The organism is Amycolatopsis sp. NPDC114504 (genome assembly GCF_055633595.1).
This window is the reverse complement of record NZ_JBVKDU010000002.1, coordinates 301,735-321,719: the sequence shown is the minus strand read 5'-3', so window position 1 is coordinate 321,719 and position 19,985 is coordinate 301,735. Positions and strand designations below refer to the sequence as shown.

20 protein-coding genes are annotated in these 19,985 nt (G+C 70.5%); 11 read left to right on the top strand and 9 right to left on the bottom strand.

Annotated features, from left to right (window positions below; all coding sequences use genetic code 11):
• Positions 1–3: 3 nt before the first annotated feature.
• The 4 genes from meaB (at position 4) to ACZ7PG_RS13095 (ending at position 3,900) form a co-directional block, all read left to right on the top strand.
• The gene (gene meaB, locus ACZ7PG_RS13110) at positions 4–999 is read left to right on the top strand and encodes a methylmalonyl Co-A mutase-associated GTPase MeaB (protein ID WP_470239326.1); all 996 of its coding nucleotides are present in this window, start codon (positions 4–6) and stop codon (positions 997–999) included.
• A gap of 49 nt (positions 1,000–1,048) precedes the next feature.
• Positions 1,049–1,351: a hypothetical protein gene (locus tag ACZ7PG_RS13105; RefSeq protein ID WP_470239325.1), complete on the top strand. Its 303-nt coding sequence runs from the start codon at positions 1,049–1,051 to the stop codon at positions 1,349–1,351.
• Positions 1,352–1,548: 197 nt separating this feature from the next.
• Positions 1,549–2,850, top strand: a complete 1,302-nt coding sequence (locus tag ACZ7PG_RS13100; protein WP_470239324.1) for an amidohydrolase — start codon at positions 1,549–1,551, stop codon at positions 2,848–2,850.
• Positions 2,851–3,066: 216 nt separating this feature from the next.
• Complete coding sequence (locus tag ACZ7PG_RS13095) at positions 3,067–3,900, top strand: endonuclease domain-containing protein (protein ID WP_470240743.1); 834 nt, start codon at positions 3,067–3,069, stop codon at positions 3,898–3,900.
• Positions 3,901–3,991: 91 nt separating this feature from the next.
• Here ACZ7PG_RS13095 and ACZ7PG_RS13090 read toward each other — a convergent pair whose 3' ends face one another.
• Positions 3,992–4,444 carry a gamma-glutamylcyclotransferase gene (locus tag ACZ7PG_RS13090; RefSeq protein ID WP_470239323.1) on the bottom strand — a complete coding sequence of 151 codons (453 nt, stop codon included), beginning with the start codon at positions 4,442–4,444 and terminating at the stop codon, positions 3,992–3,994.
• Between the two features lie 127 nt (positions 4,445–4,571).
• Here ACZ7PG_RS13090 and ACZ7PG_RS13085 point away from each other — a divergent pair, with 127 nt between their 5' ends.
• The 6 genes from ACZ7PG_RS13085 to ACZ7PG_RS13060 all read left to right on the top strand — a co-directional run bounded on the left by ACZ7PG_RS13085 (position 4,572) and on the right by ACZ7PG_RS13060 (position 9,795).
• On the top strand, positions 4,572–5,972 hold the full coding sequence (locus tag ACZ7PG_RS13085; RefSeq protein WP_470239322.1) for an NAD(P)H-quinone dehydrogenase: 1,401 nt from the start codon (positions 4,572–4,574) through the stop codon (positions 5,970–5,972).
• 72 nt (positions 5,973–6,044) lie between these two features.
• Complete coding sequence (locus tag ACZ7PG_RS13080; RefSeq protein WP_470239321.1) at positions 6,045–6,509, top strand: hypothetical protein; 465 nt, start codon at positions 6,045–6,047, stop codon at positions 6,507–6,509.
• A 187-nt stretch (positions 6,510–6,696) separates the two neighbouring features.
• The gene (locus ACZ7PG_RS13075; protein WP_470239320.1) at positions 6,697–7,254 is read left to right on the top strand and encodes a hypothetical protein; all 558 of its coding nucleotides are present in this window, start codon (positions 6,697–6,699) and stop codon (positions 7,252–7,254) included.
• A gap of 68 nt (positions 7,255–7,322) precedes the next feature.
• Positions 7,323–7,973: a class F sortase gene (locus ACZ7PG_RS13070; protein WP_470239319.1), complete on the top strand. Its 651-nt coding sequence runs from the start codon at positions 7,323–7,325 to the stop codon at positions 7,971–7,973.
• An 82-nt stretch (positions 7,974–8,055) separates the two neighbouring features.
• Positions 8,056–8,859 carry a VOC family protein gene (locus tag ACZ7PG_RS13065; protein ID WP_470239318.1) on the top strand — a complete coding sequence of 268 codons (804 nt, stop codon included), beginning with the start codon at positions 8,056–8,058 and terminating at the stop codon, positions 8,857–8,859.
• Between the two features lie 132 nt (positions 8,860–8,991).
• Complete coding sequence (locus tag ACZ7PG_RS13060; RefSeq protein ID WP_470239317.1) at positions 8,992–9,795, top strand: VOC family protein; 804 nt, start codon at positions 8,992–8,994, stop codon at positions 9,793–9,795.
• A gap of 63 nt (positions 9,796–9,858) precedes the next feature.
• On the opposite strand, the gene glpK is transcribed toward ACZ7PG_RS13060, so the two are convergent.
• Both glpK and ACZ7PG_RS13050 read right to left on the bottom strand, forming a co-directional pair.
• Entirely contained in the window at positions 9,859–11,373 is a 1,515-nt protein-coding gene (gene glpK / locus ACZ7PG_RS13055; RefSeq protein WP_470239316.1) for a glycerol kinase GlpK, read from the bottom strand.
• Between the two features lie 30 nt (positions 11,374–11,403).
• On the bottom strand, positions 11,404–12,153 hold the full coding sequence (locus ACZ7PG_RS13050) for an MIP/aquaporin family protein (protein WP_470239315.1): 750 nt from the start codon (positions 12,151–12,153) through the stop codon (positions 11,404–11,406).
• Positions 12,154–12,421: 268 nt separating this feature from the next.
• On the opposite strand from ACZ7PG_RS13050, the gene ACZ7PG_RS13045 reads away from it, so the two are divergent.
• Complete coding sequence (locus tag ACZ7PG_RS13045) at positions 12,422–14,155, top strand: glycerol-3-phosphate dehydrogenase/oxidase (protein ID WP_470239314.1); 1,734 nt, start codon at positions 12,422–12,424, stop codon at positions 14,153–14,155.
• 127 nt (positions 14,156–14,282) lie between these two features.
• Here the strand turns inward: ACZ7PG_RS13045 and ACZ7PG_RS13040 are convergent, their stop codons facing one another.
• From ACZ7PG_RS13040 to ACZ7PG_RS13015, 6 genes are all read right to left on the bottom strand, one after another.
• Complete coding sequence (locus tag ACZ7PG_RS13040; RefSeq protein ID WP_470239313.1) at positions 14,283–14,813, bottom strand: GNAT family N-acetyltransferase; 531 nt, start codon at positions 14,811–14,813, stop codon at positions 14,283–14,285.
• Between the two features lie 82 nt (positions 14,814–14,895).
• Positions 14,896–15,918 carry a hypothetical protein gene (locus ACZ7PG_RS13035; RefSeq protein WP_470239312.1) on the bottom strand — a complete coding sequence of 341 codons (1,023 nt, stop codon included), beginning with the start codon at positions 15,916–15,918 and terminating at the stop codon, positions 14,896–14,898.
• Positions 15,919–15,995: 77 nt separating this feature from the next.
• The gene (locus ACZ7PG_RS13030) at positions 15,996–17,150 is read right to left on the bottom strand and encodes a sensor histidine kinase (RefSeq protein WP_470240742.1); all 1,155 of its coding nucleotides are present in this window, start codon (positions 17,148–17,150) and stop codon (positions 15,996–15,998) included.
• Positions 17,151–17,172: 22 nt separating this feature from the next.
• A complete protein-coding gene (locus tag ACZ7PG_RS13025) occupies positions 17,173–17,562 on the bottom strand; it encodes a DUF1707 SHOCT-like domain-containing protein (protein ID WP_360469333.1) in 390 nt (129 codons plus the stop codon).
• A 6-nt stretch (positions 17,563–17,568) separates the two neighbouring features.
• Positions 17,569–18,114 carry a DUF1707 SHOCT-like domain-containing protein gene (locus ACZ7PG_RS13020; protein WP_470239311.1) on the bottom strand — a complete coding sequence of 182 codons (546 nt, stop codon included), beginning with the start codon at positions 18,112–18,114 and terminating at the stop codon, positions 17,569–17,571.
• 58 nt (positions 18,115–18,172) lie between these two features.
• Complete coding sequence (locus ACZ7PG_RS13015; protein ID WP_470239310.1) at positions 18,173–19,963, bottom strand: acetyl/propionyl/methylcrotonyl-CoA carboxylase subunit alpha; 1,791 nt, start codon at positions 19,961–19,963, stop codon at positions 18,173–18,175.
• Positions 19,964–19,985 lie beyond the last annotated feature (22 nt).

The window sequence follows — 19,985 nt, the reverse complement described above, 5'->3', positions numbered from 1 at the left end:
CCCTTGCCGCGCAAGATCGACGTCACCGCCTACGCGAAGGGCGTGCTGGCGGGGGATCGCGGGACGCTGTCGAAGGCGATCACGCTGGTCGAGTCGCAGCGGGAGGACCACCGGGCGCAGGCGCAGGAGCTGCTGGTCGAGCTGCTGCCGTCGTCCGGTGGCGCCCGGCGGATCGGCATCACGGGCGTGCCCGGTGTCGGCAAGTCGACATTCATCGACCAGCTGGGCACCGATCTGACGTCGGCCGGGCACCGCGTCGCCGTGCTGGCCGTCGATCCGTCGTCGACGCGCACCGGCGGGTCGATCCTCGGCGACAAGACCCGGATGGCGCGCTTGGCGGTCGACGAACGGGCGTTCATCCGCCCGTCGCCGACGTCCGGCACGCTGGGCGGCGTCGCGCGGGCGACCCGCGAGACGATCGTGCTGATGGAAGCCGCCGGCTACGACACCGTGCTGGTGGAGACCGTCGGGGTCGGACAGTCCGAAGTGACCGTCGCGAACATGGTGGACTGCTTCCTGTTCCTCACTCTCGCTCGCACCGGTGACCAGCTCCAGGGCATCAAGAAGGGCGTGCTGGAGCTCGCCGACGTCATCGCCGTCAACAAGGCGGACGGCGACCACGAGCGGGACGCCCGTCGCGCCGCGCGAGAGCTGTCGGGCGCGCTTCGCATGATCTACGGGCCCGAAGCGTCGTGGACGCCACCCGTGCTGACCTGCAGCGGCCTCCACAACCTGCGGCTCGACGAGGTCTGGGGCGCGATCGAGCAGCACCGCGACACGCTCACGGCGTCCGGCGAGCTCGACGCGCGCCGTCGCCGGCAGCAGGTCGACTGGACGTGGGCGATGGTGCGCGAACAGCTGCTGAGTCGCCTGGCGGCACATCCGGACGTGCGAACGGTCGTTCCCGACGTCGAACGGGCGGTGCGGGACGGTGAGCTGACGGCTACCCTCGGTGCTCAGCGGATCCTCGACGCGTTCGGTCCACCGCGTGGGGGCTGACGCACCGGGCGTTCCGCGGGAGAATGCCTGGTCGTGGCGAAGGGATGACATGGCGAAACTGCGGGGTCTGGTCCTGGCCGGAGTGCTGGGCGCGGTGCTGTTCGGCACGTCGCCGGCGTCCGCCGAACCGGTGCGTCCGGCTGCCGTCTCGGTGACGGTCGCGCACGCGTCCGCCGCGCTGGTCCCGGTGCAGACCCAGCCGCCCGGCCCGGTCCTCGACCCGGCCCAGACGGACAAGGCGAACACCGAAAAGACCAAGAACAAGCTGATCGCGGGCGTGGTCGCGGTGGCGCTGCTCGGCATCGTGATCTGGGGCAGGCGGATTCGGTCGAAGAAGGCCAAGAGCTCTTGAGGCGTTCGGCTTAGCCGAACTACTGCACACCGTTCAACGCAGATCCGGTACCGGCCATCTAGGACGGCGGTTTTCGAGGCGCGCGTTGCCGCCTGCATGGTGCACGATCGTCTGCAAATGCGTACGACAGATCGATCGGCACGTTGCGTGACCCCAGCCGCTGCCCGGGTTACCCGTGTTGCGGGAGGAGGTGCGGCGTGACGGTGCTCGACTCACGACCGGACGTTCCAGGCGACCCCCACGGGCGCATCATCAACCCCATGGAGGGGTCCGAAGCGCTGATTTCCGAAGTCGGCGTAAGCATGGCTCCCGTGGAGGACCTTGGTGCGGGCCGTGGCCCGTTCTGGCTCGATGACTGGCTGCGCGCCAACGCGACCGACGTGCTCGCCTGGCGCCGGCACATCCACGCGCACCCGGAGCTGTCGCGGCACGAGTTCGCGACCACGGAACTGGTCGTCACCCTGCTGCGCTCCGTCGGCCTCAAGCCGTGGGTGCTGCCCGGCGGCACCGGCGTCGTCTGCGACATCGGCAGCGGCGAGCGGTGCGTGGCGCTGCGCGCGGACATGGACGCCCTGCCGCTCACCGAAGCGACCGGGCTGCCCTACGCGTCGACCGTCGAGGGCGCGGCCCACATGTGCGGCCACGACGCCCACACGGCGATCCTGCTCGGCGCTGCCCGCGCCCTGGCCGGCGCGCCGGAGCTGCCCGGCCGCGTCCGGCTGATCTTCCAGGCCGCCGAGGAGGTCATGCCCGGCGGCGCGCTGGACATGATCGCGGCGGGCGCGCTGGAGGGCGTCGAGCGGATCTACGGCCTGCACGTGGACCCGCGGCTCGAGGTGGGCCTGGTCGGGATGCGCGTCGGCGCGCTGACGTCGGCGGCGGACCTGATCGAGCTGCGGCTGACGTCGCCGGGCGGGCACACGTCCCGCCCGCACCTGACGGCCGACCTGGTCCACGCGCTGGGCACGGTGATCACGGGCCTGCCGGCGCTGCTCTCCCGCCGCGTCGACCCGCGCTCGGGAACGGTCCTGGTCTGGGGCGCGGTCCACGCGGGCCAGGCGGCCAACGCGGTCCCGCAGGACGGCGTCCTGCGCGGCACGCTCCGCACGGCCGACCACGAGGTCTGGACGACACTGGAGCCGCTGGTGGCGTCATCGGTGGAGTCCCTCCTGGCACCTTTGGGCGTCGGGTTCTCCCTGGACTACCGCCGCGGCGTCCCGCCGGTGGTGTCCGACGCGGACTCGACGGCCCTGATGCGCGCCGGCGTCGAAGCGGCCCTGGGCGAAGGCGCGGTGGCGTCGACAGAGCAGTCCTCAGGCGGCGAAGACTTCGGCTGGTACCTGGAGCACGTCCAGGGAGCATTCGCCCGCCTGGGCGTCTGGCCAGGCCCCCCGGAACCCCAGTCCGACATCCACCGCCCCACGTTCATCCTCGACGAGCGAGCCCTGCTCTGCGGAGTCCGAACCCTGGTCCACACAGCCCTAACCACCCTCGCCTAACCGTGTCGTCCATCCACGTACGCGTGTCGTCCGCCTAGGTACGCGTGTCGTCCGTCCGTGGACGAAGTTGTCCCCAGAGTTATCCACAAGCAGGCAGTTATCCACAGCTGTGGAATCAGGCCCTTCCGAAGATCGCGGAAGGGCCTGATTCTTGATCTTGTGACGGAGTGGGGAGGACGGCACGGTGCGGCTTCGCGTCGCTACGCCGTCGAGAAAATGGGGCAGCGCGCTGTGCGCGAGGCGTTGGCGAGTGGGTTGCTCGCGCAACCTTGGCGCGGGGTCGTCGTGCGTGCTCGTGATGCGCTCAACTTGAGGACGAGAGCGGAGGCGGCTCTGCTTGTCGTGGGCGAGCCTGCCGTCCTGTCCGGGCAGACATCCCTTGCTCTGCATGGGATCTCGGCCGCGGAGGAGTCGAGTATCCATCTGATGGTGCCCTACGAACGCCGGATCAAGTCGAAGCCCGGACTCGTTGTCCATCAGGGGTGCTACCGGCCGACCGATGTGATCGAACTCGATGGGCTGGCCACCCTGCCGATCGATCTCGCGATGGCCGAGTTTCTCTGTGACGGCGACCGCAGGACCGCTTTCGCCGCGCTCGACGAGAGCCTTCGAGGGCTGCCGCCGGACCACTGCCGGAAGCTCCGCGAGAACATCCGAGATCGTCTCGACGACCGTCGGGACCGACGAGGTATCCACAGGGCGCTGACGCTGCTCGACCTCGCCACCGGCAAGGCCGAGTCACCTCCGGAGAGCATCCTCAGGCTGGTCGTGGTCGAGGCCGGGTTCCCCGTGCCGGAACCGCAGTACGAGGTCACGAGCTCCGACGGCCGGCTGCTCTACCGGCTCGACATGGCGTGGCCGTCGCGACGCGTCGCGTTGGAGTACGACGGGTACGCGGCACACGAAGACCGGAGCGACTACGACGCCGAGCGAGATCGTCGAATGGCCGCACGTGGGTGGGTCACGATCCGGGCCGTCGCGGAGGACCTCCGTGATCCGAGCCGGCTGGTGAAGGACCTCGGCGAGGCATTCCGCCTTCGTTGCGCGTAGGTCACCGTGCCCGACTGGACGACATGCGTACCTAGACGGACGACACGCGTACTCAGTTGGACGACACGCCTGCCTGGATGGACGACACGGGTTAGCCGGTGATGCCGGAGCAGGGGCGGGTTCGGAGGTCGCCGACGTAGTCGGCCGGAGCACCGGCGGCCTCGGCCGCATCGGCCAGCACCCCCAGGTAACGCGCGGACGGTAACCCGCCTTCGTACGCGTCCAGGACGTAGAGCCAGGCCAGCACCGAGCCGTCCATCGTTTGGACGCGGAGCCGGATCTTCGAGTGGATCCCCAGCTCGCCGCCTTCCCAGCGGTCCAGGCCCGTCTCGTCCAGCGGCGTCACGTCGTACAACACGACGAAGACCCGGGAAGCCGGGTCCTCGACGATCGTGGCCAGGGCACCTTCCCAGCCGAGGTCCTCGCCGCCGAAGGTCAGGCGCCACCCCTCCAGCCAGCCGGAGCCGGCCATCGGAGAGTGCGGCGCGCGCTCCAGCATCTGGGCGGGCTCCATGTTCGATCCGTACGCGGCATACAACGGCACGCCGACAGCGTAGCGACCCCGCGCTGACCCGAGTGGACGCACTCGCCGTGTTCGCCCACTTCAGTGTCCGGTCACCTTCGCCGCGTACGGTGAGTGCACCGCAAGCTCAGCCCAGAGGAGGACCCAGGTGACCAGGATCGTGATCATGGGCGGGGGCCCGGCCGGCTACGAAGCCGCGCTGGTCGCAGCCCAGCACGGGGCCGACGTCACGATCGTCGAGAAGGACGGCCTGGGCGGCGCCTGCGTGCTCTACGACTGCGTCCCGTCGAAGACCTTCATCGCGAGCTCCGGTGCGCTGGCGAAGATGCACGACCTCAGCGAGCTCGGCATCAACACCGACATGGCAGATACGAGCATCGACCTCCCGACCGTCCACGGCCGGGTGAAGGGCCTCGCGCTCGCCCAGTCCGCCGACATCCGCGCCCGCGTCCAGCGCGAAGGCGTCCGCGTCATCGTCGGCGAAGCCCGCTTCTGCGACGAAGAGCCCGGCCTCGCGACCCACAAGGTCGCCGTGACGACGGCCGAGGGCACCGAGAAGCTGCCCGCCGACGTCGTCCTGATCGCCACGGGCGCCACCCCTCGCGTCCTGCCCGGCGCCGTGCCCGACGGCGAGCGCATCCTCGACTGGCGCCAGCTCTACGAGCTCGAGGAGCTGCCCGAGCACCTCGCCGTGATCGGCTCCGGCGTCACCGGCGCCGAGTTCGCGTCCGCCTACACCGAGATGGGCGTCAAGGTCACCGTCGTCTCCAGCCGTGACCGCGTCCTCCCGCACGAGGACGCCGACGCCGCCGCGGTGCTCGAAGAGGTCTTCTCGCAGCGCGGCACGACTGTTGCGAAGCAGGCACGCGCCGACCGCGTCGAACGCACCGAAAAAGGCGTCGAGATCTTCCTCGCCGACGGCCGCGTGATCGAAGCCAGCCACGCGCTGATGACCGTCGGGTCGGTCCCGAACACGAAGGAACTCGGCCTCGACAAGGTCGGCATCTCGCCCGGCCCCGGCGGGTTCATCACCGTCGACCGCGTCTCACGCACCTCCGTTCCCGGGATCTACGCCGCCGGCGACTGCACCGGCGTGCTCATGCTGGCCTCGGTGGCGAGCATGCAGGGCCGCATCGCGATGTGGCACGCGCTGGGCGAGGGCGTCGCGCCGATCAAGCTCAAGACCGTCGCCGCCAACGTCTTCACCCATCCGGAGATCGCGACCGTTGGCATCAGCCAGCACGCGATCGACTCCGGCGAGGTGCCCGCGCGCACCATCATGCTGCCCTTGGCCACCAACGCGCGCGCGAAGATGGAGGGCCTCCGCCGAGGCTTCGTGAAGCTGTTCTGCCGCCCCGCCACCGGCGTGGTCGTCGGTGGAGTCGTCGTGGCGCCGCAGGCGAGCGAGCTCATCCTTCCCATCGCGCTCGCCGTCCAGAACCAGCTCACAGTGGACCACCTGGCACTGACATTTTCGGTGTACCCGTCGCTGTCGGGCTCGATCACCGAGGCCGGGCGCCAGTTGATGCGTCACGACGATCTCGACTGATCCGGTAGGCAACCCGTCGCGCCCCGTCGCGTCTTGTCGGTTGTAAGGCTGAAGGACGCGAAGGGTGCGAAGGTGCGCAAGACGGTGGTTTTTGTTGTGGCAGCGTTGATCGGGGCGACGACGCTGGCGGGTCCGGCGCAGGCGCAGCAGAGTCCCAGCCCGAGTCCGACGCCGAGCGCCGCGCCGGCGAAGGGCAGCGTCCAGCTCAACGTCAACACGGCGATCAACCAGACGCTCGTGGACAAGTACGTCCGCGACGCGCCGAACGTCGCGCTGGCGAAGTGCGAAGGCGCTTCGCCGACGTTCGCCTCGCCGGTGCTGACCTTCTCCAACTACACCCCGGGCCCGTTCATGGGCGCCGACGCGAACATCAGCGCCGACGTCGCACTCAAGCCGGGCACCCAGGCGGGGACCTACCCGCTGACCGTGACGTGCGCCGGCCAGACCTACAGCACGCAGTTCTCGGTGCCCGCGCCACAGGTTTCCAAGGTGCCTTCCGGCGCCGCGAAAGCGGGCGATGGCAGCATGGCCGGCTGAATTCCCGAATACACCGAACCGCCCCGGAGTCACGCTCCGGGGCGGTTTTTTCATGACCACGGGCGCAACCTCTCGCAGGTGGAGACGTCTTGAGTACATAAGCAAGCGGACAAAGCCGAGGCAGGGGGAACTGCGACCGGCGTCCGTGAAATCGCTTTTGCTGATTCATTCCACAGGGGAGCAAAGAATGAAGAACACCGCTGTCGTCGCGGGCATCGCCGTGGCTTTCCTCGTCCTCGCACCGAGTGTGGCGCTCGCGAGCACGACGCCGGCGCCGGCCACTGACGCCCCGTCCGAGCACGCGGGTGTGCCGAAGGCCTACGTCCGCGTGACGCCGAAGCTCGCCCGGCCGGGCGCGAAGGTGGAGATCCGCGTCGGTTGTGACGCCGAGAGTACGCAGGACCTGACCTCGCCGGTGCTCACCATCGGCTCGCTGCGGCGCACCGGCCCGCAGCACGACCCGGCGACGGCGCCGGTTGGGGTCGCGTCCGCGGTCGTGAAGCAGGTGAAGCCGGGCGTGTACCCGGTGTCGTTCTCCTGCGGCGGTGCGGAGATCAGCACGAAGTTCACCGTTCTGGGTGAAACGAAGCAGGTCGCCAAGGTGCCGGCGGGCGCGCCGCAGACGGGCGGCACGGACGGCCCGGCCGACGACTCCGGCACCCCGCTCGCGGCCGCGGCCGCCATGGGCGTGCTCGCGGTCGGCGGCAGCGGTCTCGTGCTGGCCAAGCGGGTTCGGCGCCGCTGATCCCGCTAGGGGGAGCGGGGTAGCGTCGGGGCGACCCGGACGGGTGAACCTGTGGGAAGGGGGAGCACGTGACCACGAGGCCCACCGGCCGGCGGCGTTACCTGATCGCGCTGATCGTGGCGTTGCTGGCCGCCTTGGTGGTGCTGGCGCTGACCCTCGGCGGCGATCCCGAGCCGTCGACCGCGCAACCGCCGCCCGCGCGTCCGGTCGCGGTGAAGCCGGTGCCCGCGGCCGGTGAGCAGGCCGACGCCGTCGCCGCGCTGCCGAAGTCCGAGCCGGTCTCGATCGACATCCCGAAGATCGGCGCGCACTCGTCGCTGGTCCCGCTGGGCGTCAACGCGGACGACACGATCCAGGTGCCGCCGGTGACCACGCCGCTGCAGGCGGGCTGGTACACCTACGCGCCGACGCCGGGCGAGGTCGGCCCGGCCATCGTCCTCGGGCACGTCGACGGCAACCACCAGAAGGGCATCTTCTACCGCCTCAAGGAGCTGGCCGCCGGTGACCGCGTCTCGATCGCGCGCAAGGACGGCACGACGGCGCTCTTCGAGGTGACGAAGGTGCACCAGGTGCCGAAGCAGGACTTCGAAAAAGAAGGCGTGTACGACGACACGGCCGGCCCCGAGCTGCGGCTGATCACCTGCGGCGGAGTCTTCGACCGGAGCGCGCACAACTACGTCGACAACATCGTCGTGTACGCCCGCCTGGTCCAGGCCTGATTTCCGGTTTTTGTCGGACCCCCCTGCTTCACTGTGCCGGTCGTCACCCGAGACGACGCCGACGAGGGGGTGGGGAGCCGAAATGCTGTTCCGCGACGAGCCGTGGCCCGACGGGACACCGAGCTGGGTGGACCTGATGGCGCCAGACCAGGCGAAAGCGATCGCCTTCTACAGCCGTCTGTTCGGCTGGCGCGTGCGGCCGGGCGCGGAGGAGACCGGCTCCTACGGCGTGGCGACGCTGCGGGACCGGCCGGTCGCCGGGATCGGCCAAGCTCCACCGGGGCAGGAGATGCCCGCGGTGTGGACGACCTATCTGTCGGTGTCCGATGCGGACAAGACGGCGGTGGCAATCACCGAAGCCGGTGGGCGGATCGTCGTGCCGGCGACGGATGTGCCGGGGGAGGGCCGGATGGCCGTCGCGGCCGACCCGGGCGGCGCGGCGTTCGGGCTTCGGGAGCCCCGTGGCCACCTGGGCACGCAGGTCATGGCCGGACCGGGCGCACTGGCCTGGAACGAGTGCGTGACCCGGGACTACCCGGCCGTTGAGGCGTTCTACGAGCGGGTCTTCGGCTACGGCTTCGAAGACGAGACCACCGGCGGCTCGACGTACAAGGCGCTGCTGGCGGATGGGCGGCCCGTCGGCGGGATCGGCGTGCTGCCCGACGGCGTCGCGGCCGAGGTGCCGGCGAGCTGGCGGGTGTACTTCTGGGTGGCGGACGCCGACGCGAGCGCGGCCCAGGCGGTCGAGCTCGGCGGCCGGGTTCTTGGCGAGCCGATCGACTCGCCGGAGGGAAGGCACGTGCAGCTCGCCGACGACCAGGGCGTGCCGTTCTTCGTCATCGCGCCGACAGCGCGGTCCGGCCAGCCGCGGGGCTGGGACGACTGACACGTTCACCGACCGTCCCCGATCGGGCCGGTTCCGTGGTGGGGAGTCCTTCGGCACTGGTTTTGTCGGTGCCCGGTGCAAGACTGTGTCGGCCGTCACCCGAGACGGTGCGGACGAGGGTTGGGAGTCGACATGTTGTTCCGGGACGAGCCATGGCCTGACGGCACGCCCAGCTGGGTGGACCTGATGGTGCCGGACCAGGCGAAAGCGGTGGCCTTCTACAGCGGCCTGTTCGGCTGGGACGTGCGGGCGGGCGGTGAGGAGACCGGCTTCTACGGCATGGCGGAGCTGCGCGGCCGCCCGGTCGCCGGGATCGGCCAGACGCCGCCGGGGCAGGACATGCCTCCGGTCTGGACGACGTACCTGTCGGTGTCCGACGTGGACAAGACGGCCACGACGATCACCGAGGCCGGCGGGCAGATCGTCGTGCCGGTGATGGAAGTGCTGAAGGAAGGCCGGATGGCGGTGGTGGCCGACCCGGCGGGCGCGGTGTTCGGGCTGTGGGAGCCGGGAAACCACCTGGGCACGCAGGCCACAGCGGCGCCGGGCACGTTGGCGTGGAACGAGTGCATGAGCCGCGACTACCCGGCGGCGAAGGCGTTCTACGAGCAGGTGTTCGGGTACGGGTTCCAGGACCTGTCGGGTGACGACTTCACGTACGCGGTCCTGCTGATCGACGGCCGCCCGGTCGGCGGGCTCGGTGCCCTGCCCGATTCGGTGCCGGCGGAGGTGCCGTCGAACTGGTCGGCGTACTTCTCGGTGGCGGACGCGGACGAGAGCGCGGCCAAGGTGACGGAGCTGGGCGGCCAGGTGCTGAGCCAGCCGTTCGACTCACCGTACGGGCGGCAGGTGCGGGTGACGGACGACCAGGGGGTGCCGTTCTTGGTCGTCGCGCCCAACGAGCAGTCCGGGAAACCGGAGGGCTGGGAGGACTGAGGGCCCTGCGGGCCGAGGGCGGCCGCGGGCCGGAGGCGGCTCGGCGCCCCCGGCCCGGACCGGTCAGTCCTCGTCGGCGACCCAGTCGAAGGTCTTCGTCACGGCCTTCTTCCAGTTGCGGAACTCGCGGTCGCGGCGGGCGTCGTCCATCGCCGGCTCCCACTGCTTGTCCTGGGCCCAGTTCGTGCGGATGTCGTCCTCGGACTTCCAGAACCCGACCGCCAGGCCGGCGGCGTACGCGGCGCCGAGCGCCGTCGTCTCGTTGACCACCGGGCGGATCACCGGCACGCCGAGGATGTCGGCCTGGAACTGCATCAGCAGCTCGTTGACGACCATCCCGCCGTCCACCTTGAGGGAGGTGAGCGAAACACCCGAGTCGGCGTTCATCGCCTCGAGCACCTCACGCGTCTGGAAGGCGGTCGCCTCCAGCACCGCGCGAGCGAGGTGTCCCTTGTTGACGAACCGGGTGAGCCCGACGATCGCCCCGCGGGCGTCGGATCGCCAGTAAGGAGCGAACAGGCCCGAGAACGCCGGGACGAAGTACGCGCCGCCGTTGTCCTCGACGCTGCGCGCGTGCTCCTCGATCTCGGCCGCGGTCCCGATCATGCCGAGGTTGTCGCGCAGCCACTGCACCAGCGAACCGGTCACCGCGATGGAGCCTTCCAGCGCGTAGACCGTGTCGTTCGAGCCGATCTTGTAGCAGACCGTGGTGAGCAGCCCGTTCTGCGACATCACCTTCTCGGTACCGGTGTTGAGCAGCATGAAGTTGCCGGTGCCGTAGGTGTTCTTGGCCTCGCCGGGCGAAAGGCAGGCCTGGCCGAACGTCGCGGCCTGCTGGTCGCCCAGGATGCCCGAGATCGGCACGCCGGCCAGCGCGCCCTTCTCGCGGACCTTGCCGTACTCCTCGGACGAGGAGCGGATCTCCGGCAGCATGGACAGCGGGATCGTCATCTCGGCGGCGATCCCGGCGTCCCACTGCAGGGTGTCGAGGTCCATCAGCATGGTGCGCGACGCGTTGGTCGGGTCGGTGACGTGCACGCCGCCGTCGGCCCCGCCGGTCATGTTCCACAGCACCCAGGTGTCCATGTTGCCGAAGATCAGGTCACCGGCTTCGGCCTTCTCACGCGCGCCTTCGACGTTGTCGAGGATCCACTTGATCTTCGGCCCCGAGAAGTACGTCGCGAGCGGCAGGCCGACCTTCTCGCGGTAGCGCTCCTGGCCGCCGCCGAGGTTGCCGAGCTCGGTGACGATCTTGTCGGTGCGGGTGTCCTGCCAGACGATCGCGTTGTACACCGGCTTGCCGGTCGTCTTGTCCCAGACCAGCGCGGTCTCCCGCTGGTTGGTGATGCCGACGGCGACGATGTCTTTCGCGGTCAGGTCGGCCTTGGCGAGCGCGCCCGCGGCGACCCGGCGGGTGTTCTCCCAGATCTCCTCGGCGTTGTGTTCGACCCAGCCGGCCTTCGGGAAGATCTGCTCGTGCTCGCGCTGGTCGACCGAGACCACGCGGCCTTCGTGGTTGAAGATCATGCACCGGGTCGACGTGGTGCCCTGGTCGATCGCGGCTACGTACGAAGTCATCTGTGCTCCAGGAATCCGGTAGGTGGGCGATCAGGTCAGGTTGTGCACGACGAGGTACAGCAGGGCGGCGAGGGCGCCACCGGCGAGCGGGCCGACGACCGGGATCCACGAGTAGCCCCAGTTGGCGTTGGCCTTGTTCTTGATCGGCAGCAGGAACGCGTACGCGATGCGGGGGCCGAGGTCGCGGGCCGGGTTGATGGCGTAGCCCGTCGGCCCGCCGAGCGAAGTACCGATCACGAGGACCACGAACGAGACGCCCGCGTAGCCGAGTGCGGAGTTGCCGAAGTTCGGGGTGCCGCCGTCGCCGACGGAGACCACCGGGCTGAGCAGGATCCAGGCCACCAGGACGAAGGTGCCGATGACCTCGGTGACGAGGTTCCACGCGGTGTTCGGGATCTGCGGCGCGGTGGAGAAGATCCCGAGCGTGTTCTCGGGCTCGGGGTGGTCGTCGAACTGGAGCTTGTAGGTCGCCCAGCAGAGCACGGCGCCGATGATCGCGCCGGCCATCTGGCCGATGAAGTAGAACGGGACGTCGGCCCAGGGGGTCTTGTCCGCGATGGCGAGGCCCAGCGTCACCGCCGGGTTGAGGTGGGCGCCGCTGGGTGCGGCGATGCTGGCGCCGGTGAAGACGGCGAACGCCCAGCCGAAGTTGATGAACAGAAATCCGGCGTTGTGACCGTTGTTCTTGCGGAGCACGTGGTTCGCGACCACACCGTTGCCGAGCAGAATCAGCGCGGCCGTTCCCAGAAGTTCCCAGACGATTATTGCCCCAGCACTCACCGCTGCACCTCCACACTGGACACTCTGCGCAGGGTCGATCACGGCGTGCCACGGCACCGTTGCCGACCCACGTCCGCGCGACGTTACCGGGGCGTAGAAGCGGATTCCAAGCTCCGGCCAGCCGAATCTTTTCAAGATCCGGCCGAACGCAGGTGGAAGCACAGCAAGATCGCGGAGGGTTACGCCACAAGTGTCATCCGTGGACGGGCGGAGGATCACCAGGTCGTGCGATGCTGGAACCCTCGCCGGCACCGAGGAGGAATGTCACGTGGCGCAGCACGCAGCGGAGACGAACCCGGCTCGACTGGGCCCGGTCAAGCGCGAAGAGACCTGGCAGCGGCTCGGCAACGAGACGTTCGACCTCGTCGTCATCGGCGGCGGCGTGGTCGGCGCGGGAACGGCGCTGGACGCCGCGACGCGCGGGCTGCGGGTCGCGCTCGTCGAAGCCCGCGACCTCGCTTCGGGGACGTCGAGCCGGTCGAGCAAGCTCTTCCACGGCGGCCTGCGCTACCTGGAACAGCTCGAGTTCGGCCTGGTCCGGGAAGCGCTTCGCGAACGTGAGCTGATGCTGACGACCATCGCGCCGCACCTGGTCAAGCCGGTCAGCTTCCTCTACCCACTGACGCGCCGCGTGTGGGAACGGCCGTACACCGCCGCCGGCCTGCTGATGTACGACACGATGGGCGGCGCCAAGAGCGTCCCCGGCCAGAAGCACCTGACCCGCGCGGGCGCGCTGCGGATGGTGCCGGCGCTCAAGCGGTCCGCGCTGATCGGCGGGATCCGCTACTACGACGCGCAGTCCGACGACGCCCGCCACACGATGACGGTGGCCAGGACGGCGGCGCACTACGGCGCGGTCGTGCGGACGTCGACCCAGGTCGTCGGGTTCCTGCGCGAGGCCGACCGGGTGTCCGGCGTGCGCGTGCGCGACGTCGAGGACGGCCGCGAGACGGAGATCTCGGCGGCCGCGGTGATCAACTGCACCGGCGTCTGGACCGACGAGCTGCAACGCTTGTCGGGTGGTCGCGGGCGGTTCCGCGTGCGGGCGAGCAAGGGCGTGCACATCGTCGTGCCGCGCGACCGGATCGTGTCGGAGTCGGGGATGATCCTGCGCACCGAGAAGTCGGTGCTGTTCGTGATCCCTTGGCGCAACCACTGGATCGTCGGGACGACGGACACGGACTGGAACCTGGACCTGGCCCACCCGGCGGCGACGAAGCACGACATCGACTACCTCCTCGAGCACGTCAACAGCGTCCTTGCGACGCCGCTGACGCACGAAGACATCGAAGGTGTGTACGCGGGCCTTCGGCCGTTGTTGGCGGGGGAGAGCGAAGAGACGTCGAAGCTTTCGCGCGAGCATGCGGTGGCGCGGGTGGCGCCGGGCCTGGTCGCGATCGCGGGCGGCAAGTACACGACGTACCGCGTGATGGCGGCGGACGCGGTCGACGCGGCGGCGGTGGACCTGCCGGGCCGGTCCCAGCCGTCGATCACGGACAAGGTGCCTCTGATCGGCGCGGACGGGTACCACGCGCTGGTCAACCAGGCCGACCACCTGGCCGCCGAGCACGGCCTGCACCCGTACCGCGTCCGTCACCTGCTGGATCGCTACGGTTCGCTGGTCAACGAGGTCCTGGCCTCGGCGAGCGGCCGCCCGGAGCTGCTGAAGCCGATCGAGCACGCACCGGACTACCTGGGCGTCGAGGTGGTGTACGCGGCTTCGCACGAAGGGGCGCTGCACCTGGAGGACGTCCTGGCCCGCCGAACGCGCATCTCGATCGAGTACGCCCACCGAGGGGTCGACTGCGCGGAGCAGGTGGCGACGCTGGTCGGCAAGGTCCTCGGCTGGTCACCCGAAACGGTGAAGCGCGAGATCGAGGTCTACAACGCCCGTGTGGAGGCAGAGCGCGAGTCCCAGTCCCAGCCGAGCGACGAAGCGGCGGACGCCCTGAGGTCGGCGGCCCCGGAGGCCCGCGCGGGCATCGTGGAGCCGGTGAGCTGAGGCGGTTGTCCCCAGCCCTCGCGGGTTGTGGACAACTGGCTCCGCCGAGCGCCTTCGGACCGGGTTTGTCCGGAGGCGCCGATAGACTGGCCAAGGGGACGCCCCCCAGGGAAGGGCGGGGCTGCCGTCAGGCTGTGCGGTGCCAGCGGATCAGGCGCTCGCCCGTGGGCGCCCGGTCCGGCTCCGGGCCCACCAGCGTGAAGCCGCAGCGCTCCGCCACGATCGCCGAGGCCGTGTTGCTCTCCTCGTACCGGTAACTCACCTCGGTCAGCCCCAACCCTCCGAAACCGAAACGCAAGGCCGCGTTCAACGCCGTTGTCGCGATTCCCTTGCCTCGCTCGGTCGGGTGGACCCAGATCGTCGCCTCCGCGTACTCCGCGGGCAGGTCCAGCTCGCGCAGGCCCACCTCGCCCAGCAGGCGGCCCGACGTCGGCTCCGCGATCGCCCACGAACAGCGCTCGTCGCCCGCCCACTGGGCCGCTCGCAGCGCCACGTACTCCGTTGCCTCGTCGAGGGTGCGCAAGCGGTAGTTCAGCACGTACTTGCGGTGCGTCGGGTCGGCGAACGCCTCCATGAGCAGCGGCCGGTCGTCGATGTGCCGGTCGGCGCGCAGCTGGCGCAGGTAGTAGGTGCCCGCGTTGATCTCCACCGGTTCCACTCCGCCCAGCCTAGCCAGGCCGGGAGCACGCCGCCCCCGGCCCGGCGATCAAGGCCGGGTCACCCCCGGTCCACCCCCTCGGTCACGGCGCCAGGCGCCAGATCACGGGCACCCCGCCCTCGTCCAGCGGGCCGTTCGACGCCCACCCGGCGAACGTCCCGTCGTCGCTGACGTGGCCGGGCTGGTACCCCGTGTACGTGCCCGGCTGCTTCAGCTCACCCGCCGGTGTGGTGCCCCGCCACGCGATCGGCTTGCCGCGGAACGACCCCGGAACCGGCGCCAGCCCGGCGGTCAACCCGCGCGCGTTCACGTCGATGGCGTAGTCGCCGCCGGAGAGCGGCGTGGCCTGCTCCGGGGTCCTCCACCGCACCGCCTGTGACGCGTTGGCGTTGGACGCGAACCCGACGACGACCCCGTTGCGGATCGACGAGCCGTGCGGGTTCGAGAAGCCCTCGATGTCGGCCAGCGGCCGGCTCACGCCGTTCTTCCAGACGACGTCGCGCTCGACCCCGAAGAACAGGATCGCGCCGTCGTCGTCGATGTCGGTCACGTTGTCGGTGCCGGGCGGGAACGACAGGAGCGTCGGCGCCGTGGCGCCGGCGGGCCAGACGGCCGGCGTGTCCTTGGCCGGGTCGTCGCTGATCAGCAACGCCACCGCGTCACCCCGGCGGTTGACCGCGCGCACCTGGAAGTCCCGGAAGCCCACCGGGTTTTCGCGCAGGTGGAAACCCGTGGCGTCGAGCACGAACGAGCGGTCGCTGCTCGTGTCGTAGTCGATCGCGTCGCCGTACACGCGACCCGAGCTGTCCTCCCCTGCGACCATCGCCCACTCGTAGCCCTCCGGCACCCCGCGCAGCACCGGTTCGCCGTCCCGCCAGCTCACGACCTGGAGCTTGTCGTCGACGATGAACGAGCCCGTGTACTCGCCGTGGCCGTCCGAGGCGGTCAGATACCCGTGCCCCTGCGGGTTCGCCCCCGCCGGCAACGGCAGGAGCGTCGGCTTCCACGACAGCCGGATTGCCGCGGCGTCCGCCGGTGCCCCCAGCGCGGTGACGGCGATCGCCACGGTGGCGAGCACCCCCGCCCGCATCCACTTCTTGCCCATCATTTTCCCCTTTCCCCCGACCTGCGTGATCACCACGTCCGAGGTGGGCGACCGGTTGCCCGGCGAAAGGAGGAATCTCAGAGCGCCGGAACCTGGGCGCTCACGGCCGTGCCGCCGCCCGGCGCGCTCTCGATCGACAGCGTGCCCGCGACCCGCCGGACGCGCTGCCGCATCGCCTCCAGGCCGAACCCGGTGCCGTCGCCGCGGTCGCCGGGGCTGAAGCCGGCGCCGTCGTCGACGACGTCGAGCAGCACCAGATCGTCCGAATAGGACAGTGTCACGCCGATCCGGGACGCCTTCGCGTGCTTCTCCGCGTTCGCCAGCGCCTCCTGCGCGACGCGGTAGAGCGTCTCCTCCAGATCGGGCAGCAGGGGCCGGGTTTCCCCGGTCGTCTCCAGGCGGACGGCGACCCCGGATGTCTCGGAGACCCGCCGGGCCAGCCGGGAAAGCGCTTCCGGCAGCTGGGCCGCGGCCAGCGGTTCCGGCCGCAGCGCCTGCACGGCGCGACGCGCTTCGCCGAGACTCTCCCGGGCGAGCGCGCGAGCCTGCTCGACCCGCCGGTCGCGGTCCGGGCCGTCCGCCGCCTGCAGCTGCGTGACGATCCCGGTCAGGCCCTGGGCGAGGGTGTCGTGGATTTCGCGGGCCATCCGCTGCCGTTCGTCGAGCACACCGGCTTCCCGCGCCTGGGTGACGAGCCGCGCGTGGAGGTCCGCGTTCTCTTCTAGGGCCGCTTCCAGCCGGACGTTCGCCTTCCGCCGCTGCTCGCTCTCCGCGCCGACGAACCACGCGGCGTACAGCAGCGGCCCGGCCATCGACAGGACCAGCACCCAGGTCGGGCTGCGCGAATCCGAGTTGGCGGCCAGCAGCGGCAGCGTCGCCGTCGCGGCCACCGCGAAGAACCCCCAGCGCGCCGGGAAGAGCACGAAGGCGAGCGGGTAGCCGAAGGACGCGAAACCCATGAACGTGTCGTCGTGCGCCACCAGCACGGTCGCGGCCGCGAGCACGCCCGCGTAGTAGCCGGCGGCGAGCCACGGGTGGGTCCGCCGGTGCGGGAACAGCGGGATCAGCAACGGCACCCACACCGCCACCGCGACGACGACGGCCAGCGTGACGCCCCGGATCCCGGGCCCCCAGAACACGCACGCGGCGAGCCCGGCCAGTCCGACGCCGGTGAAGATCGGCCCCGCCACTCGTTCGCCTCGGGCGTCCAGCGCGCCCGGCACCACGCCCATCACGCCGGTGATCCTCCCAGGCTCAGCGCCGTCGGCGGGCCCCGGCGATCATCGCGACCACCAGCGGCAGCGCCACCGAGATGATCAGCAGCCTGCCGCGGGACAGGATGAGCACCGCGACCGCGAGGACGATCGCGATCGGGACCGCGCCGCGGATCAGGAACTGCTGCAGCGCGCTGTCGCCGGACATCACCGGTACCGGCGGCGCGGAAGCCCCGTTGAGCAGCGCGCTCGGACGCGGCGACGGCAGGTCGTCGAACAGCGGTACGAGCTCGCTGACCCGCTTGGCCGCGGTGACCTTCGCCGAGCGCGTGCCGTATTCGTCGATGTCGAGCCGCCCGGATCGGACGTGCTCCTCGAGGACGTCCAGGGCGTCCTGGCGTTCGTCGTCGCTCAACCGCATGTCGCCCACGGTGGATCAGCGGTCCAGGCCACGCCGGTGGTCGCGGTAGGAGTCGCGCAGCTCACGGCGGCGGTCCCGGTCGCGCAGGTGCCGCTCACGGCGGTCGTGGTGCTGGTCGTGGTGGCCGGCGTGGCCCCACATCGACCGGCCGAAGATGCTCAGCCCGATCGGGACGAGGATCAGCGCCCCGTGCACGACCCCGGTGGCGATCAGCGCGATCACGGCGATCCAGACCAGCGGGACGAACGCGGCGACGAACCGCTGCGGGCCGCTCCAGCCGTCCGGCGTACCCGGGTGCCGCGGTGCCGGTGCGGCCTCCTGGGCCGGCTCGGGCGCCACGACAGCCTGCGGGGTGTCGTCGTACTTCGGGTGCGGCGCGGGGAGGTCCGCGAAGATCTCGACGAGCTCGCCGCGCGTCTTCGCCGCGGTGATCCGCGCCGAGCGCTCGCCGTATTCGTCGATGTCGATCCGCCCCGCGCTCATGTGCTCACCGAGCGCGGACAGCGCGGACTCGCGGTTCTGGTCGCTGATCCGCAGCTGCGGAGACGGGACTTCGGTCACGTAGTCGATGGTAGGCCGCCTCGGGGGCGGCCCACCACGACATCCGTAACGAACTGCGCTACTTGATCTCCAGGAGCTGTGTGCCTTGGGTCACGGCGGCGCCGACCTCGACCGAAAGGCCGGTGATCGTGCCCGCTTTGTGTGCGGTTACCGGGTTCTCCATCTTCATCGCCTCGAGGACGACGATCAGCTCACCGGCTTCGACCGTCTGGCCCTCTTCGACGGCGACCTTCACGATGGTGCCCTGCATCGGCGCGGTGACGGCGTCACCGCTGACCGCAGCCTTGCCACCGCCGGCGCGCTTGCGCGGCTTGGCCTTGACGGCGGTGCCGCCCCCGCCGCCTTCGAGCGCGAACCCGCCCGGCAGCGACACTTCCAGGCGTCGCCCGCCGACCTCGACGACGACGTTCTGGCGCGGCTCTTCTTCGGCGGCCTCGACGTCCGGCGCCACGAACGGCTCGATCTTGTTGTCGAACTCCGTCTCGATCCAGCGCGTGTGCACGCTGAAACCGTTTTCGTCGCCGATGAACGCGGGGTCGTCGACGATCACGCGGTCGAACGGCAGCACCGTCGCCATGCCCTCGACGACCATCTCGGCCAGCGCGCGGCGGCTGCGTTCGAGGGCGTTGTTCCGGTCGGACCCGGTGACGATCAGCTTCGCCAGCATCGAGTCGAACTGGCCGCCGATCACGCTGCCGGACTCGACACCGGAGTCGACGCGGACGCCGGGGCCGCTCGGCGCGACGAACTTCGTCACCGTGCCCGGCGCGGGCAGGAAGCCGCGGCCGGCGTCCTCGCCGTTGATGCGGAACTCGATCGAGTGGCCGCGCGGCTCGGGGTCCTCGGTGATCCGCAGCTTCTCGCCGCGCGCGATGCGGAACATCTCGCGAACCAGGTCGAGGCCGGTGGTCTCCTCCGAGACCGGGTGCTCGACCTGCAGGCGCGTGTTGACCTCGAGGAAGGAGATCGTGCCGTCGGTGGCGACGAGGTACTCGACCGTGCCGGCGCCGTAGTACCCGGCTTCCTTGCAGATCGCCTTCGCCGACTCGTGGATGCGCTTGCGCTGCTCGTCGGACAGGAACGGCGCGGGCGCCTCCTCGACGAGCTTCTGGTGCCGGCGCTGCAGCGAGCAGTCGCGGGTGCCGACGACGATCGCGTTGCCGTGCTGGTCGGCCAGGACCTGCGCCTCGACGTGCCGCGGCTTGTCCAGGTAGCGCTCGACGAAGCACTCGCCGCGGCCGAACGCGGCGACGGCCTCGCGGGTCGCCGACTCGAACAGCTCGGGGATCTCTTCGCGGGTGCGCGCGACCTTGAGGCCGCGGCCACCGCCGCCGAACGCGGCCTTGATGGCCACCGGCAGGCCGTACTCGTCGGCGAACGCGACGATCTCGTCGGCGTCCTTGGCCGGCTCCTTCGTGCCCGGCACGAGCGGCGCGCCCGCGCGCAGGGCGATGTGGCGCGCGGTGACCTTGTCGCCGAGGTCGCGGATGGCCTGCGGGCTCGGCCCGATCCAGGTCAGCCCGGCGTCGATGACGGCCTGGGCGAAGTCCGCGTTCTCGGACAGGAAGCCGTAGCCGGGGTGCACCGAGTCGGCGCCCGAGCGCTTGGCGGCGTCGAGCAGCTTGTCGAAGTTCAGGTAGCTTTCGGCGGCTGTGGTGCCGCCGAGCGCGAAGGCCTCGTCGGCCAGGCGCACGTGCGGTGCGTCGCGATCCGGGTCCGCGTACACCGCGACGCTGGTCAGTCCAGCGTCCTTGGCGGCTCTGATCACGCGTACCGCGATCTCGCCCCGGTTGGCGACCAGGACCCTGGTCACCGGACCACCGGTGGATTCGCCGACCTGCTCGGCCACCCCGCACCTCCTGCGTCCCGAC